Annotated in this window: 15 protein-coding genes; 9 read left to right on the plus strand and 6 right to left on the minus strand. The window is 73.9% G+C overall.

Annotated elements, in window-relative coordinates; genetic code table 11:
* Nucleotides 1–104 precede the first annotated feature (104 nt).
* From ACFWRT_RS03420 to ACFWRT_RS03435, 4 genes are all read right to left on the minus strand, one after another.
* Complete coding sequence (locus ACFWRT_RS03420; protein ID WP_380952778.1) at nt 105–1112, minus strand: iron-containing redox enzyme family protein; 1008 nt, start codon at nt 1110–1112, stop codon at nt 105–107.
* Nucleotides 1112–1366 carry a CDGSH iron-sulfur domain-containing protein gene (locus tag ACFWRT_RS03425; protein WP_380952779.1) on the minus strand — a complete coding sequence of 85 codons (255 nt, stop codon included), beginning with the start codon at nt 1364–1366 and terminating at the stop codon, nt 1112–1114. Before ACFWRT_RS03425 ends, ACFWRT_RS03420 begins: the two co-directional genes overlap by 1 nt.
* Nucleotides 1350–2039, minus strand: coding sequence for a HemK2/MTQ2 family protein methyltransferase (locus tag ACFWRT_RS03430; protein ID WP_380952780.1), 690 nt, complete (start codon nt 2037–2039; stop codon nt 1350–1352). The genes ACFWRT_RS03425 and ACFWRT_RS03430 overlap by 17 nt, the downstream gene beginning before the upstream one ends.
* 268 nt (nt 2040–2307) lie before the next feature.
* Nucleotides 2308–2487, minus strand: coding sequence for a hypothetical protein (locus tag ACFWRT_RS03435; RefSeq protein WP_119827943.1), 180 nt, complete (start codon nt 2485–2487; stop codon nt 2308–2310).
* Between the two features lie 235 nt (nt 2488–2722).
* Here ACFWRT_RS03435 and ACFWRT_RS03440 point away from each other — a divergent pair, with 235 nt between their 5' ends.
* The 4 genes from ACFWRT_RS03440 to ACFWRT_RS03455 are packed head-to-tail and all read left to right on the plus strand — an operon-like array spanning nt 2723 to nt 6919.
* Nucleotides 2723–3475 (plus strand): (5-formylfuran-3-yl)methyl phosphate synthase, encoded by a 753-nt coding sequence (locus ACFWRT_RS03440; protein WP_380952781.1) that lies wholly within the window; start codon nt 2723–2725, stop codon nt 3473–3475.
* Nucleotides 3476–3483: 8 nt separating this feature from the next.
* A complete protein-coding gene (locus ACFWRT_RS03445; RefSeq protein WP_380952782.1) occupies nt 3484–4887 on the plus strand; it encodes an aldehyde dehydrogenase family protein in 1404 nt (467 codons plus the stop codon).
* Entirely contained in the window at nt 4884–5972 is a 1089-nt protein-coding gene (locus ACFWRT_RS03450; RefSeq protein ID WP_380952783.1) for an NAD(P)-dependent alcohol dehydrogenase, read from the plus strand. The genes ACFWRT_RS03445 and ACFWRT_RS03450 overlap by 4 nt, the downstream gene beginning before the upstream one ends.
* Before the next feature lie 35 nt (nt 5973–6007).
* On the plus strand, nt 6008–6919 hold the full coding sequence (locus tag ACFWRT_RS03455; RefSeq protein ID WP_380952784.1) for a class I SAM-dependent methyltransferase: 912 nt from the start codon (nt 6008–6010) through the stop codon (nt 6917–6919).
* A gap of 33 nt (nt 6920–6952) precedes the next feature.
* Here the strand turns inward: ACFWRT_RS03455 and ACFWRT_RS03460 are convergent, their stop codons facing one another.
* Together ACFWRT_RS03460 and ACFWRT_RS03465 are read right to left on the minus strand one after the other, a co-directional pair.
* Nucleotides 6953–8002 (minus strand): MerR family transcriptional regulator, encoded by a 1050-nt coding sequence (locus tag ACFWRT_RS03460; RefSeq protein WP_380952786.1) that lies wholly within the window; start codon nt 8000–8002, stop codon nt 6953–6955.
* A gap of 3 nt (nt 8003–8005) precedes the next feature.
* Complete coding sequence (locus ACFWRT_RS03465) at nt 8006–8680, minus strand: HEAT repeat domain-containing protein (RefSeq protein ID WP_380952787.1); 675 nt, start codon at nt 8678–8680, stop codon at nt 8006–8008.
* A gap of 232 nt (nt 8681–8912) precedes the next feature.
* Between ACFWRT_RS03465 and ACFWRT_RS03470 the strand changes: the two genes are divergently transcribed.
* The 5 genes from ACFWRT_RS03470 (at nt 8913) to ACFWRT_RS03490 (ending at nt 16050) form a co-directional block, all read left to right on the plus strand.
* Complete coding sequence (locus tag ACFWRT_RS03470) at nt 8913–10841, plus strand: HtaA domain-containing protein (RefSeq protein ID WP_380952788.1); 1929 nt, start codon at nt 8913–8915, stop codon at nt 10839–10841.
* Between the two features lie 379 nt (nt 10842–11220).
* A complete protein-coding gene (locus ACFWRT_RS03475) occupies nt 11221–12480 on the plus strand; it encodes a polyprenyl synthetase family protein (protein ID WP_380952789.1) in 1260 nt (419 codons plus the stop codon).
* The gene (locus ACFWRT_RS03480; RefSeq protein WP_380952790.1) at nt 12477–13982 is read left to right on the plus strand and encodes a phytoene desaturase; all 1506 of its coding nucleotides are present in this window, start codon (nt 12477–12479) and stop codon (nt 13980–13982) included. Before ACFWRT_RS03475 ends, ACFWRT_RS03480 begins: the two co-directional genes overlap by 4 nt.
* Nucleotides 13979–15019: a phytoene/squalene synthase family protein gene (locus ACFWRT_RS03485; RefSeq protein WP_380952791.1), complete on the plus strand. Its 1041-nt coding sequence runs from the start codon at nt 13979–13981 to the stop codon at nt 15017–15019. Before ACFWRT_RS03480 ends, ACFWRT_RS03485 begins: the two co-directional genes overlap by 4 nt.
* Nucleotides 15016–16050 carry a DUF5914 domain-containing protein gene (locus ACFWRT_RS03490; RefSeq protein WP_380952792.1) on the plus strand — a complete coding sequence of 345 codons (1035 nt, stop codon included), beginning with the start codon at nt 15016–15018 and terminating at the stop codon, nt 16048–16050. The genes ACFWRT_RS03485 and ACFWRT_RS03490 overlap by 4 nt, the downstream gene beginning before the upstream one ends.
* Nucleotides 16051–16073: the final 23 nt, after the last annotated feature.

The raw sequence follows: 16073 nt of genomic DNA on the forward strand, positions 1-16073 counted from the left end.
GCGTCACCGGAGTCCGGCCGGATCGCATCTCCTGGGGTCACGTACGGTGACCGCGCACGTAACAGGGCCCCACCGGGCGGTGGGGCCCCTGGTGCCGCCGCCGGTCAGTCCAGCGGGCCGCGCAGGGCTGTGGAGTTGCTCCGCCAGGCGGCGAGCAGCCGCGTAGCGAGGCGGTCCTCCAGGAGTCCGGTGGCCTCGATACCGAAGGCGATGTCGGGTTCCAGGTGCGGCTCGTCGGCGAGCAGCCCCCCGATGACATCGCGGCGTACGACCTGTTCGTGCACCGCGTCGGCCTCCACGTGTTCGTCGTAGAACCGCTGGGCCGCCGGTCCCGCGCCGACGCGTTTCAGCGCTGCGGCGAGCCGGCGCGAGCCGGGAGAGGAGGTGACCTCGACGGCGGCGAAGTGGCCGACGAGAGCGCCCCTGAGGGAGCGGTGCAGCCCGAACAGGGACATCAGGTTGACGGTGGCGAGCACGTCGGCGGGGGCGGCGTCGAGGTAGTGACCGTACGCCGTCTCCAGCGACAGGTCGCTCATCAGGTCGGCGTACAGGCGGGCGTGGATGTCCGCCTCCCGTCCCGCGCCGAACTCGTCGAACTCGACCGCCACCATGGCTGCCTTGGCCCGTCCGTACAGCCGGGGGATCACCCAGGCGTGCGGGTCGGCCTCCTTGAGGTGGTAGAGCGAGCGCAGGGCGGCGTACTCGCGCAGGTGCCACAGCTCGCCGTCGTGCTGAAGGAAGTGGCTGACGCTGTGGCCGTCGTCGCCGACGGGCTCGACCAGCAGACCGGCCAGCGCGGTGTCCGCGGTCCCGTCCGTGCGGGCACCGGCGCGGAGCGCGGCGAGGAAGGGCTGCTCCAGGGAGCGGCGCAGTCCGAGGAGGGCGGGGTCCCACTCGTGTTCCTCGTCCACGTCCTCGAAGCCCTGGTAGTGGAGTTCGTACAGGACGTAGAGGGCGAGCTGGAGGTCGTCGCCGAAGGGGTCCGCGTCTCCGGCCGCGTGGGCCCGGGGGCTCTCGCCCGTACGCAGAGCGGCGATGACTTCGCCCGACAGCGGTCCGCGCGGGGCGGGCAGCGGGGGGCTCCGGCGCCTCGGCTCACGGTGGGCGGGCATCAGGCGGCTCCATCGCTACGGTCGGTCGCGTCGTCCGGGTGCGGTTCCGGCTTCACCCGGCGGCGGTGGCTGGTGTCGCACCAGGGGTACGTACGGGTCTTGCGGCAGGTGCAGATCGCGGCGGTGAAGCGGCGGGAGGTGTACAGGGTGCCGTCGTCGCCGACCACCTCGACGGGCCCCTCCACCAGGAGCGGCCCGTCGGAACCGAGGGTGATGCGGGCGGGACGGCCGGACCGTTCAGGGCTGCTCGGCACGGATGACCACCAGCTTCTCCTCGTCGGTGTGGGCGTCCAGCAGGCCCCGGCCCCGCAGCCACGGGAGCCGGGAGAGCAGGACGGGCCCGAACGGCACGCTCGCCGTGTCGCTCACCTCGGCCGTCAGCCCGCCGCGTGACAGGTGCCGCAGGGTCGCCTCCGTACCGGTCAGGTCGGAGTGGACCATGAGCAGGACGCCTCCCCTGCGCAGGAGGTAGGGGGCCGCGTCGCAGATGCGGTCCACCACCGCGCGCCCGTCGTGCCCCGCGTCCCAGGCGCGGGCGTTCCCGCGCCGGGGCGGCGGGCCCAGCGGCGAGGGGACGTACGGCGGGTTGCTGAGCACCAGGTCGTACATCCGGCCCGGCACCGGGTCGGCGAGGTCGCCGCGGTGGACGGTCACCCGCTGCCCCGCGAGCCGGGCGTTCAGGCGGGCGGTGAGCACGGCACGGCGGCCGACGTCGATGGCGGTCACGTGGGCGCCCCGGCGGGCGGCGGCCACCGCGAGGAGGCCGCTGCCGGTGCCGAGATCGATCACCTCGGAGCCGGGGCGGAAGGTCTCGCGGGCCAGGGCCCGCAGCAGCAGGTGGGTGTCGTGCTGAGGCGCGTAGACACCGGGCAGGGTGCGGACGCCCTGCCGCCGGAAGGCGGCCGACGTGTTCACAACAGCGGTCACGGATACCTCCTGCACGCGTCGGGCGCGTGGATCGTGGGTCGTGCCACCCGTCAAGGCTCCGCTTCTTCGGTCCGGGGCGCCAATCGTGAGCTCGCGGAGCGTGACCGGGTCCCGGACCCGGCCGAGGGGGCGAGTTCCCCTGCCGCACCCCTTCACACCTGCGAAATCCTGTCGGCGGCAGGGCGGCGGGAAAGGACACGGCACATGACAGGGCGGGGCCCCGTACACGCCTGTACGGGGCCCCGCCCTGACCAGCTTTCCTCCCGCGTCAGCGCCTGCGCGACGACCCGGTGCGCAGGCCGGAACCGACCCCTGCCACATGCAGGGCGAGCAGCGCCAGACCGATGAGCATGACGTTCGTCGACGCGAACACATCGTTCGTCGAGATGTCCGCCGCATTGATCAGGAAGGCGATGAAGAACAGAACGGCCGCGGCTATACCGAGCATGATGGTTTTTTCCTTCCGAAGTGTGGTGAGAGCCATGTGCCCATGAATCGCGGGGTTAGACAGCCGAGGGCGCACCAAGGGGGCGTGAACACGTCACGGCAGTGACCCGTTCGCCATCCCGCGCGCCCTGCCGGGGATCACGGGCCACGGCCAGGATGAGCCGACCGCACAAGATCCCGGCGCATCCGCGCACCCGCCCCAGTGGCGGGTGGCCCTGCGGTGGAAGGAATCCACGTTGCTGCTTCTCATCTCCCCCGACGGTGTCGAAGAAGCTCTTGAGTGCGCGAAGGCGGCGGAGCACCTCGACATCGTCGACGTCAAGAAGCCCGACGAGGGCTCACTCGGCGCGAACTACCCGTGGGTGATCAGGGAGATCCGCGGCGCGGTCCCGGCGGACAAGCCGGTCTCCGCGACCGTGGGGGACGTGCCGTACAAGCCCGGCACGGTGGCCCAGGCGGCGCTCGGCGCGGCCGTCTCCGGCGCCACGTACATCAAGGTCGGCCTCTACGGGTGCACGACGCCCGACCAGGCGATCGAGGTCATGAGCGGGGTGGTCCGGGCCGTGAAGGACCACCGGCCGGACGCGTTCGTCGTCGCCTCGGGGTACGCCGACGCCCACCGGATCGGGTGCGTCAACCCGCTCGCGCTGCCGGACATCGCGCGCCGCTCCGGTTCCGACGCGGCGATGCTCGACACCGCGGTCAAGGACGGGACCCGGCTCTTCGACCACGTCTCCCCGGCCGCGTGCGAGGAGTTCGTCCGGCTCGCCCACGAGGCCGGTCTGCTCGCCGCCCTGGCGGGCAGTGTGAAGGCGGAGGACCTCGCGACGCTGACCCGCATCGGGACGGACATCGTGGGCGTGCGCGGCGCGGTCTGCGAGGGGGGCGACCGCAACACCGGCCGGATCCAGCCGCGGCTGGTGGCCGCCTTCCGGGCGGAGATGGACCGGCACGCCCAGGCGCACGCGACGACCGTGGCCGCGCTCTGACCGCCGGCGTGCGCCACCGTGAACCCGGCGCCGGGGCCCCCGGCGAGCGCTTCGCCGTCCTTGATCCGGCGACGGGCGAGGCCTTCGGCGAGGCGCCCGACCAGCGGCCGGACGAGCTGGACGACGTCGTCGCCCGCGCCGACGAGGCGTGGCGGGGCTGGCGGTCCGACCCCGCCGCCAGGGCCGCCGCCCTGCTCGCCTCGGCCGACGCCGTGGAGGCGGCCGGGGCGGAGCTCGCGCCCCTGCTCACCCGCGAACAGGGCAAGCCGCTGGCCGAGTCGTACGCGGAGGTCGCCCGTGCGGCGGCCCGGCTGCGGCACTTCGCCGGTATGGCCCCCGAGGTGCGGACGATCGCCGACGGCAGGCCGGTGCACAGCGAGATCCGCTGGCGGTCGCTCGGGCCGGTCGCCGCCGTCGTCCCGTGGAACTTCCCGCTCCAGCTCGCTTCGGCGAAGTTCGCGCCCGCGCTCGCGGCGGGCAACACGGTGGTGCTCAAGCCCTGCCCCTTCACCCCGCTCGCCACCCGGCTGCTGGGATCGGTCCTCTCCGCCGCCCTTCCCGAGGGCGTGCTGAGCGTCGTCACCGGCCGTGAGCCCCTCGGCGCCCTCCTGGCGTCGCACCCGGGGATCCGCCATGTGACGTTCACCGGTTCGGTGCCCACCGGGCGGGCCGTCGCGGCGGCCGCCGCTCCCGGCCTCGCCCGGGTCACCCTGGAGCTGGGCGGCAACGACGCGGCCGTCCTGCTGGACGACGTGGACGTGGAGCGGATCGCGGACCGGCTGTTCTGGGCGGCGTTCCGCAACTGCGGGCAGGTGTGCATGGCGGTCAAGCGCGTGTACGCCCCGGCGCGCCTGCACTCCCAGGTGGTCGAGGCCCTCGCGGAACGGGCGAAGGCCGTCGTCGTCGGGGCCGGTGTCGACCCGGGTACGGAGCTGGGGCCGCTCAACAACGCCGCCCAGCTCGCCCGGGTGGAGCGGTGCACGGACCGGGCTTTGGCTGACGGGGCCCGTGCCGTGGCCGGTGGCCACCGGCTGGACCGGCCGGGCTATTTCTACGCCCCGACCGTCCTGGCCGATGTGCCGCCCGACAGCCAGGTGGTGACGGAGGAGCAGTTCGGCCCGGTCCTGCCGGTGCTGCCGTACCGGAGCCTCGACGAAGCCGTCGAGGCGGCCAACGCCACCCGCTTCGGGCTCGGCGGGTCGGTGTGGGGGACCGACCTGGACCGGGCGGAGGAGGTGGCCGACCGGCTGGAGTGCGGGACGGCGTGGATCAACCACCACGCCGAACTGTCCCTCGCCCAGCCCTTCGCCGGCATCAAGGACAGCGGGGTCGGCGTCGCGGGCGGGACGTGGGGGCTCTACGGGAACCTCAGGCCGTTCGTCGTGCACCGGCCACGGGAGGAGGGCCGATGAGGTTCGGTGCGGCGGTACTGCGCTCGTACGAGGACCCGTTCACCGTGGAGGAGGTGGTCCTGAGCTCGGGGCCGGCCGAGGACGAGATCCTGGTCCGGATCGCGGGGTGCGGGATGTGCCGGACCGATCTGGCCGTCCGGCGTTCGGCGGGCCGCTCACCGCTGCCGGCGGTGCTCGGCCATGAGGGGTCCGGGGTGGTGGTGGAGACCGGCGGCCCGGACACCGGGCTCGCCGTCGGCGACCATGTCGTGCTGAGCTTCGACTCCTGCGGGCACTGCCGGAGCTGCCTGGGCGCGGCCCCCGCCTACTGCGACCGGTTCGCCCCGCTCAACCTCTTCGGCGGGCGCCCGGAGCACGCGGCCCGGTTCACCGACGCGGCCGGGGGCGCTCTGGCCCCCCGGTGGTTCGGCCAGTCCTCCTTCGCCGCGTTCGCGGTGGTCCCGGCCCGCAACGCCGTACGGGTCGATCCCTCGCTCCCCCTCGCCCTGCTGGGGCCACTCGGCTGCGGCTTCCTCACCGGGGCCGGAGCGGTCCTCAACTCCTTCGGCGCGGGCCCCGGCGACACCGTCGCGGTCTTCGGCGCGGGGGCGGTGGGGCTGGCCGCGGTGATGGCGGCGACCGCCGCCGGGGCGGTGGCCGTGGCGGTCGACCGGCATCCGGAGCGGCTGGCCCTCGCCGAGAAGCTGGACGCGGTCCCGGTGCACGCGGACTCCGCCGATCTGCCGGGCCGCATCCAGCGGCTGACGGACGGCGGCGCGCAGTACGCGCTGGACACCACGGGTTCCGCGCCGTTGATCAACGACGCGTTACGGGCCCTGCGCCCGAGGGGCCATCTCGGCCTGGTGGCCCGGCTGCACACCGCGCTGTCGCTGGAGGCGGGGACCCTGGACCGGGGCCGGAAGCTCTCGCACATCTGCGAGGGCGACGCGGTGCCGGGGCTGCTCATCCCCCGGCTGACCGGGCTGTGGCAGGCCGGGCGGTTCCCCTTCGACCGGCTGATCCGTACGTATCCGCTCGCCGACATCAACGAGGCCGAACGCGACTGCGAGGCGGGCCGGGTGGTCAAACCGGTGCTGATTCCGTGAGGCCCGCGAATTCCACGTACCGAGGGAGTGTACACATGGTCGACACAGCGCGCCGGAACACCGGCGCGGAAGGCGGCGTGGCCGGAGGGGTCGGTATGACGGCTCTGCTGGTCGCCGCGGCGCGGGCGATCGAGACCCACCGCCCCGACAGCCTGGCCCAGGACGTCTACGCGGAGCACTTCGTGCTCGCCGCCCCGGCGTCCAAGGGCTGGCCGGTCCGCCCGAGGGAGGTCCAAGACGGGGACCGGGACCCGTTGTGGGGGCGGTTCGCGCGCTACTTCGGGCTGCGGACGCGGGTCCTTGACGACTTCCTGCTCCGGTCCGTGCACGCGGGGAACGTGCGCCAGGTGGTGCTGCTCGGGGCGGGGCTGGACGCGCGTGCGTTCCGGCTCGACTGGCCTCCCGGCTGTGTGATCTTCGAGATCGACCGGGGGGAGGTGCTGGCGTTCAAGCACCAGGTGCTCGACGGTCTGTCGGCCACCCCGAAGGCGACGCGCGTACCGCTCCCGATGGATCTGCGCGCCGACTGGGCGGGCGCCCTGCCCGGCGCGGGCTTCGACCCGGCCGCGCCGAGCGTCTGGCTGGTCGAGGGGCTGCTGTTCTACCTGCCTCCGGCCGCCGAGACGTATCTCATCGACACCGTCGACCGACTCAGCGCCGGAGGAAGCGCGCTGGCTTTCGAGGTCAAGTTGGAGAAGGACCTCCTGGCGTACCGCGACAGCCCGCTCTACACGTCCACGAGGGAGCAGATCGGCATCGACCTGCTCACCCTCTTCGACCTTGCTCCCCGCCCCGACTCCGCAGGCCGTCTGGCGGACGCAGGCTGGTCCACCGCCGTCCACACCCCCTTCGACTTCACCCACCGGCACGGACGCGGACCGCTGCCGGAGGAGAACGACGCGCTGGCCGGCAACCGCTGGGTGTTCACGGACAAGCCCCGGCCGTAGACGGTCGCGTACGCGGCGTCCCGAGGCGATCCGTCAGCGGGCGTCGCGCAGGTGAAGGAGGTACGTGGCGGTCAGGGCGACGGCACGGTCCGCGTCGTGCGACAGCTCCCCGAGGGCGCGGTACGCCTGCGGGCCCGGGATGCCCGCCAGCGCCTGGGTCAGCCGTCCGCGGGCGGGCGCCGGGGTGGTACCGCGGGCGAGGCGCTCGACGAGCCGGTGCGCGATCCGGTCCGCCGTCACGGTGTCACCTGCCAGCACGCTCAGCGCGTCCGCCGCGTCGGTGTCGTTCCTTCCGTCCGCGACCAGGTCGACGAGCGTCGGGACGGCATCGGTCTCCCCCCGCGCCCCCAGCGCCAGAGCCGCGTGACCCCGGACCACCGGGTCGGCGTGCGCGAGGGCGTCCCGCAGATGGCAGGCGGCCTCACCGCCGGGCAGCACGGCGAGGGAACGGACGGCGCGTTCGCGCACCGCGGCCACCGGTGAGCCGATCCCCTCCGCCAGCAGGGCCGAGGCGCCGCCGCCCGATCGTGCCAGCGCCCAGCGAAGGGCCCCGGCGACGTTCGGATCGCTCTCGCCGAGCGCCGCCTCGACGAGGGCCTCCACCGGCACCGGCACCTCGTCGGCCGAGGAAGCCGAGGAAGCCGACGAAGCTGAGGAAGCCGAAGAGGCCGAGGCGAGTGCCGCACGCTGGCGTGCGTCGGCGCTCTTCGATCCCAGTGCCTGGAGCAGCGTGACGACCTGGAGGGCGTCCTCCCAGCCGGCGGGCTCGGCGGCGTGGATCCGGCGCAGCCGCGTGAGCAGCTCGGTCTCCGCCGCGATGCGTTCGCGCGTCCGGCGGATCAGGTCGTCGACGAGCGCGGACGGCGTGAAGTCCGCGTCGTCGAGCGCGCGCTTGACCTCACGCAGCGAAAGACCCAGCGCCCGCAGGCTCTCGATGTGGAAGATCCGCCGGATGTCCTCCTCGGAGAACTCCCGGTAGCCGGAGCCGGTACGGCCCGAAGGGCGCACCAGGCCGAGCGACTCGTAGTGCCGGAGCATGCGGGCACTGACCCCGGACCGTCGCGCCACCTCACCGATCAGCACGCCCTACCGTCCGTCCTCCTGGCCGGTGCCGCCGAGGGCGACGACGCGCTTCGCCTCATCGATCGCGAAGGTGAACCCGGTGTCCGGGTCGCGCAGCAGCCGTTGCGTGGCGAGCGCGTGGACGCGGACGCGCGGGTCGGGGGCCGTCGTCGCGGCGAGGACCACGGGCTCCATCGTCTTCCCCAGCGCGACCAGTGCCCGGCTCAGGCTCAGCTGTGTCTCCCGTTCACCGCGACCGAGCTGCGTCGTCAGCACGCCGGCCAGCGCGGCCTCCTCGCCCTCCGGTACGAGCACGGCCGCGGCCCGCCAGGCGCTCCGGGCCACCTCGTCGTCGGCGTCGGTCAGCAGCGACCGGGTGATCGCCGGCCACGCCCGCCGGTCCCCGATCTTGGACAGTGTGTGCAGGGCCTGGCTCCGTGCCTGCGCACGCTCCGAGCGGAGTTCACGGAGCACCACCGGGAGGGTCAGGTGGACCGGGTGGCGGGTGAGCGCCCAGGTCAGCAGGTCCCGTACGAAGAACTCGGTCTCGATCGCGCAGCGCTCGACGAGCCGGTCGACGTAGCGCGGGTCGGGCGCCGTCCCGACCGCCAGGGCGGCTCGCAGCCGTACGGACGTCACGTCGTCCTCCAGTGCCCTGAGCGCCCGTGCCGCCGCTGTGTCCTGTCCTGTGACCGTCATCGCGACCACCTCCTCCGCTCGCAGTGAAGACCTTGTCACGGTGTCAAGGTCAAGCGGAGTGGACATCGGGCACCTGGCGGTGACATTTAGGTAAGCCTCACCTAATATGACGACTGTCGTCTTCGGGCCCCCACGCGAGAAGCCGGTATCCCCCCCCTTCTTTGTCATTCGTCCAGGCACGGCTGCCCCCAACCGCTGTGCCGTGCCCTCCCCCGAAGGAGACATGCAGAGCATGTCCATGCCCCGCCGCGGCCACCTCGCCGCTCTCGCCGCACTCACCGTCGTCTCCCTGGGCACCGGCGTCCTCGCCGTTCCCGCCGCTGCCGCCGCCCCGGGCGCCGTCGTCGCAGCCCAGGCCGAGCAGGCCGGGACCACGTCGGCGGCCGCCCCGATCCTGGTGTCCGGTGGAACCTCCTGGGGCCTCAAGAAGTCCTGGTTCGACTACGTGACGCGCTTCGACGGCTCGGTGACGGTGGCCGGCGGCGCCACCAAAAGCGCTGCCGGGGTGATCGGTTACCCCGTCAAGCACGGTTCGGTGGACCCGGCCAAGCGCAACGCCGATGTCCGCTTCGGCGGCTCGGTCACCTACTCGGTGCCCGTCCACAAAATCACCGCCATCACCCTCGCCAACCCCCGGATCGTCCTCAAGAACGGTGTGGGCTCGCTCTTCGTGGACCTGACCACGGACCTGGAAGCCGGCAAGGACCCGGTCACCACGGCCGGAGTGGAACTCGCCGAGCTGCGGGCGTCGGCCGGCGCCCTGAACGGGGCCGCGCTCGACTGGACCGGGATCACGTCGAAGCTCACCGCCAAGGGCGCGGAGATCTTCGCCTACCAGGGCCAGCCCATGTACGAGCCCGGCTCCGCGCTGGACCCCGTCGCCATCGCCGGCACCACCAGTGTCCCCACCCTGACCGTCAGCCAGGTCACCAAGCTCGGCGCGGAGACCCAGGTCACGGTCGAAGGCAAGGGCTACCAGCCCGGCCGCGGCGTCTACCTGGCGCAGTCCGTCGCCCTGGACGGCACCACGTACCCCAGCCTCTACGGCAACGCCGCCTGGGTCCGCGAGGTCGGCGTCGACGGCACCTTCACCGTGACGGCGAAGCTCACCGAGACGTTCACCTCCGGCACCACCACCGTCGACTGCCGGACGACCGCCTGTTTCGTCACCACCTTCAACTCGCACGACCGCAACGACCCGACCTGGATGCCCTCGCGCGCCCAGGACGTGGCCCAGCAGCTCTGGTTCGGCGACGCCGTCCCGGCCGCCGTCGTGACGCAGCAGCCCCTGTCGCGTACCGCCCGCTCGGGTGCCGACGCCGTCTTCACCGCCGCCGCCACCGGTTACGACTCGGTCCGCTGGGAGCGCAGCGCCGACGCCGGCAAGACCTGGAGCACCGTCTCCGGCGCCACCTCCACCACGCTGACGGTCAAGGCGAGCGCCGCCCTCAGCAAGCACCGCTACCGCGCCGTGTTCGTCAACGCGTCCGGCGAGACCGCCACCTCGGCCGCCACGCTCACCGTGTCCGCCGTGCCCGCCCGGATCATCTCCTTCAACGCCTCCCCCGAGCCGATCGGCAAGGGCAGCAAGCTGAAGATCGCCGCCACCCTCCAGACCGCCGGCGCCACGAGCAACGCCTGGAGCCCGCTGGCGAAGGCGTCCGTCGTCATCGAGTTCCAGGCGAAGGGCGCCAAGTCCTGGAGCAAGGCCGCCACGGTCATCACCAGCACCAAGGGCGCCATCGCGACCTCGGTCACCGCCAAGACGGACGGCACCTGGCGCGCCCGTTACGCGGGCACCGCCGACCGCGCGGCGGCCGTCAGCGGCGCCGACTACGTGGACGTCAAGCTGCGGACCACCATCTCCGGCTTCAACGCCTCCCCGGAGCCGGTCCGCAAGGGCCGCACCATCACGGCCAAGGGCACCCTGCGCAGCCTGGACGGCACCTGGAAGAACACCTCGGGCCAGTCCGTGAACGTCCTGTTCCAGGCCAAGGGCTCCAAGAAGTGGAGCACGCTGGCCACCGTGCGCACGAACGGCAAGGGCGTCTTCAGCAAGGGCTTCACCGCCAAGAAGGACGGCACCTGGAAGGCCGAGTTCAAGGCCACGGCCGCTCGTCTGGGCACCACGGGCCCGGGCGACTACGTCGACGTCCGCTGACCCGCACCCGCCGTACACCCTCCCCGTACAACCCTCACCGGACGGCCGGTCACCGCAGGCAACTCGCCCGCAGGTGACCGGCCGTCCGGCCGTTCGCCCCGCCCCGCCCAGCCGGACCCGCACAAGAACCACGAGCCGCTCCCCCGCCTTCCGCGAGCCACTTCCCGTAGGCCGAACGGGCGGGCCGTCGCCTCCCGGGGCGTCTCCCCGGGTGTTTCTCCGCCGGGAGCGTGCCGCTGTCGTGATCGTCTCTGTCCACCACCTCCTTCCCAGCGCGGCCGACGCGCCCGATCAGTCCTGCCTCACCGCATCCGAACGGGGTACGTGTGCGGAAGGAGTGGCGAACGGTTCGCCGCCCACCTGACCGGAAGGACGTGAGATGGCCCGCATCCCGGCCGTGGAACACTCCTTCGCCGCCTGCCCGCTCCCGCCGTCCCCCGGCCCCTCGGCAACGACGGCCGGGGCCGTCGACGCGGACGTGGCCGCCGCCGTCCTGCGTACCGCACGGGCGGTGCTCGCGGAACGGGTCGCCCAGGCGTCCGAGATCGACGCCTCGTTCGCCGGGGACCTGGCCGGGCGGGTCGCCGACTTCACCCTCGACGGGGGCAAGCGGATGCGGCCCCGGCTCCTGTGGTGGGGGATGCGGGCCTGCGGTGCGGCGGACGCCGGGTCCACGGCGGCCGCGCTGCGCCTGGGGGTCGCGCTGGAGCTCATCCAGACCTGCGCGCTCATCCACGACGACGTGATGGACCGCTCGCGGCTGCGCCGGGGGAAACCCGCCGTGCACATCGCCCTGGCCGGCCGGGCGGGGCTGTCCCCGGACTCGGAGCGGGGCTCCGCGTTCGGCACCTCCGCCGCCGTGCTGGCCGGGGACCTCGCGCTGGCCTGGGCCGACGACACCGTAGCGGAGACGGCGCTGCCCGCCCCCGTACGACGGCGGATCGGGGCCGTCTGGCGCTCCCTGCGGACCGAGATGGTCGCGGGTCAGTACCTGGACCTGCACGGCCAGGCCACCGGGGGCTCCTCGGCGGCGCGGGCGATACGGACCGCCTGTCTCAAGAGCGCCCTGTACTCCGTCGAGCGGCCCCTGGCGATCGGGGCCGCCCTGGCCGACGCCGACGAACACACCACGGCCGCCCTACGTTCGGCCGGCCGGTGCGCCGGGATCGCCTTCCAGCTCCGGGACGACCTGCTCGGGGTCTTCGGAGACCCGGCGCGGACCGGGAAGCCGTCCGGCGACGACATCCGCGAGGGCAAGCCGACCTACCTCCTCGCCGTCGCCCGGGAGCGGGCCGAGGCCGCCGGCGACGAAGGGGCGCTGGCCGTCCTCGGCCACGCCGTAGGCAACGCCGACGTCACCGAGCGGGACCTCGCCGACGTACGCGCGGTCTTCGAGTCGTCCGGCGCGCGCGCCCATGTGGAGCGCAAGGCGGAGCGCCTCCGCGACCACGCCGTACGCCGGCTGGGCGAGGCCGTCGACCTGGACGCGCACGGCGGGCGGCAGTTGCTCGGCTTGCTGCGCACGGTCTCCGGGGACCCGTCCGGGCCCGGCTCGCCGGCTCCCGACGACACGGGCGGGCACCACAGCCCGGCAGCAGCAGGGGTTCTGTCCGCGGCCGAAGGGGGACATGTCCGGTGATCACGGTGAAGGGGCCCGTCGACCATGTGGTGGTGGTCGGTGCCGGTCTGGCGGGGCTCGCCGCGACGCTCCACCTCCTCGGCGCGGGCCGCCGGGTCACGGTGGTCGAGCGGGACTCCGGGCCCGGCGGCCGGGCCGGGCTGCTGGAGTCGGGCGGATTCCGCATCGACACCGGCCCCACGGTCCTTACCATGCCGGACCTGGTGGAGGAGGCCTTCGCCGCGGTCGGGGACAAGCTGGCCGAACGGCTGGAGCTGATCCGGCTGGACCCCGCCTACCGGGCCAGGTTCGCCGACGGCTCCCAGCTCGACGTGCACACCGACGGGGCCGCGATGGAGGCCGCGGTCGAGCAGTTCGCGGGGGCCCGGCAGGCGGTCGGCTACCGGCGGCTGCGGAGGTGGCTGGAGCGCCTCTACCGGGTGCAGATGCGCCGTTTCATCGACGCCAACTTCGACTCACCGCTCCAGCTCGCCCACCCCGACCTGGCCCGCCTCGCCGCCCTCGGCGGCTTCGGCCGGCTCGACGCGCGGATCGGACACTTCGTCTCGGACGAACGGCTGCGCAGGGTCTTCTCGTTCCAGGCGCTGTACGCGGGTGTCCCGCCGGCCCGGGCGCTCGCCGCGTACGCCGTCATCGCCTACATGGACACGATCGCCGGGGTGTACTTCCCCAAGGGCGGGATGCACGCGTTGCCCCGGGCGATGGCGGACTCGGCCGCCGAGGCGGGGGCCGCCTTCCGGTACGGGCAGACCGTGACCCGGCTGGAGCGTTCGGGTGAACGGGTCACCGCCGTCGTCACCGACCGGGAGCGCATCCCCTGCGACGCGGTGGTCCTCACCCCCGACCTCCCCGTCACCTACCGGCTGCTCGGCCGCAGCCCCCACCGGCCGCTGCGCCTGCGCCATTCGCCGTCCGCGGTGATCCTGCACGCGGGCACGGACCGCACCTGGCCGGATCTGGCGCACCACACCATCTCGTTCGGCGCGGCCTGGAAGAGCACCTTCCGCGAACTCACCCGCACCGGGGAGCTGATGTCGGACCCCTCCCTCCTCATCACCCGGCCCACCGCCACCGATCCCTCCCTCGCCCCGCCCGGCAAGCACCTCCACTACGTGCTGGCGCCCTGCCCGAACACCGAGGTCGGGCCCGGCGTACGGGAGTGGCGGGAGCTGGGGCCCCGCTACCGGGACGAGCTGCTGGCCGAGCTGGAGCGCCGCGAGATGCCCGGGCTCGGCGCGGCGATCGAGGAGGAGGGGCTGGTCACGCCGGTCGACTGGACCGCTCAGGGGCATGCGGCGGGCACCCCGTTCTCCGTGGCCCACACGTTCCCGCAGACCGGCCCGTTCCGCCCGCGCAACCTGGTGCGGGGCACGGTCAACGCCGTCCTCGCGGGATGCGGCACCACGCCCGGCGTCGGCGTGCCGACCGTCCTGATCTCCGGAAAACTGGCCGCTCAGAGGATCACCGGCCCCCGTAACGACTGGAGAGGCACCGCTGCATGACCGTCCGTGAACTCGACGCCGCCGGCATCCACGAGCCCGCCCTCCGCACGGCGTACACCCACTGCCGGGGGCTCAACGCCCGCCACGGCAAGACGTACTTCCTGGCGACGCGGCTGCTGCCCGTCGACCGGCGCCCGGCCGTCCACGCCCTGTACGGCTTCGCCCGCTGGGCCGACGACATCGTGGACGACCTCGACTCCTCGGCCACCCCCGGGGAGCGCGGCCGCGCCCTGGTCGCCCTGGAGACCCAGTTGGAGGCAGGGCTGGAGGCAGGGCTGCGGCGGGACCGGGCCAGGGCCACCGAACCGGTGATCCGCGCGCTCGCCGACACCGCGCGGCGGTACGGCATCGACCGCGTCCACTTCACCGACTTCCTGGCCTCCATGCGCAGCGATCTGACGGTCGGCGGGTACGCCTCGTACGAGGAGCTCGGCCGGTACATGCACGGCTCCGCCGCCGTGATCGGCCTCCAGATGCTGCCGGTGCTCGGGACGGTGGCGCCGCGCGAGGAGGCCGCTCCCCACGCGGCCGCGCTCGGGGTCGCCTTCCAGCTCACCAACTTCCTGCGGGACGTGGGCGAGGACCTGGACCGGGGCCGGCTCTATCTGCCGGCCGAGCTGCTGGCCGCGCACGGGGTGGACCGGGAGCGTTTCGAGTGGAGCCGGCGGACGGGGGCCCGGGACGCGCGGATCACCGACGTCCTGCGGGCCGCCGCCGCCCACAACCGGGCGGTGTACCGGGACGCCCTGCCGGGGATCGCGATGCTCGCCCCGGTGTCACGGCCCTGCATCCGTACGGCGTTCGTGCTGTACAGCGGCATCCTCGACGCGATCGAGGCCGACGGGTACGCGGTCCTGCACCGCCGGTCGGTCGTCCCGCGCCGCCGACGGGCGGTGGTGGCGTTGGACGGGCTGGTACGGGCGGTCGCCGCCCGCGCGGGGGGCCGCCGTGGCAAGGAAGCAGCGGTCGCGGGCCCCTCCTGCGCCTCCCCGTCGCCCCGGCCGCGCGTGGCCCCCGTACGCGAGGAGGCGCTGTGAGCCCCGCGGCAGGGCGCCCCGGCCGTATTCCGTTGCGGCTGCGGCGCACGCCCGTCCCGTGGGACCGGCAGGCACCCACCTGGCGGGAGGCGAAGCCGGGGCTGATCGCGGACGCCCTGAAGCGGGCGCAGAGCAGGCCGTCCGGCAACTGGTACGTCATCGGCGCCTCTCGCGACCTTCCTCCGGGCCGGACCCTCGGCGTCACGGTCGGCTCCACCGAGGTGGTCGCGTGGCGGGACGCCGAGGGGAAGCTCCGTACCGGACCGGGGGCGTGCCCGCACCTCGGGGCGCCGCTGCGCGACAGCCCGGTCCGCTGCGGCACGCTGGTCTGCCACTGGCACGGACTGGCCCTGGACGGCGGGCCGTTCGCCGGGTGGGAGCCCTTCCCGGCCTTCGACGACGGAGTCCTGCTCTGGGTGCGGCTGGACCGGGTGGGCGGCGAGACGCCTTCGGAGCGGCCGTACGTTCCGGTCCGGCCGAGGGTCCGGGAAGCGGTGGAGGCGGTCTACGCGGGCGTGGGCCGCTGCGAGCCGGAGGACGTGGTCGCCAACCGGCTCGACCCGTGGCACGGGGCGTGGTTCCACCCGTACTCGTTCGTGGATCTGACGGTCACCGGAACGCCCGCCGACTCCCCGGCCGATGCCCCGGCCGGCTCCCCGGATGACGACGAGGGGTTCATGGTCGACGTGTCCTTCAAGGTCGCCGGGCGGCTGGTGGTCCCGGTGCGGGCCCGGTTCACGGCGCCCGAACCCCGTACGGTCGTCATGCACATCGTCGAGGGCGAGGGCGCGGGGTCCGTGGTGGAGACGCACGCCACTCCCCTGGCCCCGGACGAGCGGGGGCAACCCCGTACGGCCGTGACGGAGGCACTGGTCGCGGCCTCGGACCGCCGCGGTTTCGCGGTGGCCCGGGCGGCCGCGCCGCTGCTGCGCCCGCTGATGCGCGCCTCGGCCGGCCGGTTGTGGCGGGACGACCTGGCGTACGCGGAGCGGCGTTGGGAGCTCCGCGACAGCGGGCGGTTCCCGGGCTGAGTCCCCCGACGCCCCGTCCCGCG

Origin of the sequence: Streptomyces cyaneofuscatus (assembly GCF_042718795.1) — a bacterium.
Classification (GTDB): domain Bacteria; phylum Actinomycetota; class Actinomycetes; order Streptomycetales; family Streptomycetaceae; genus Streptomyces; species Streptomyces cyaneofuscatus_A.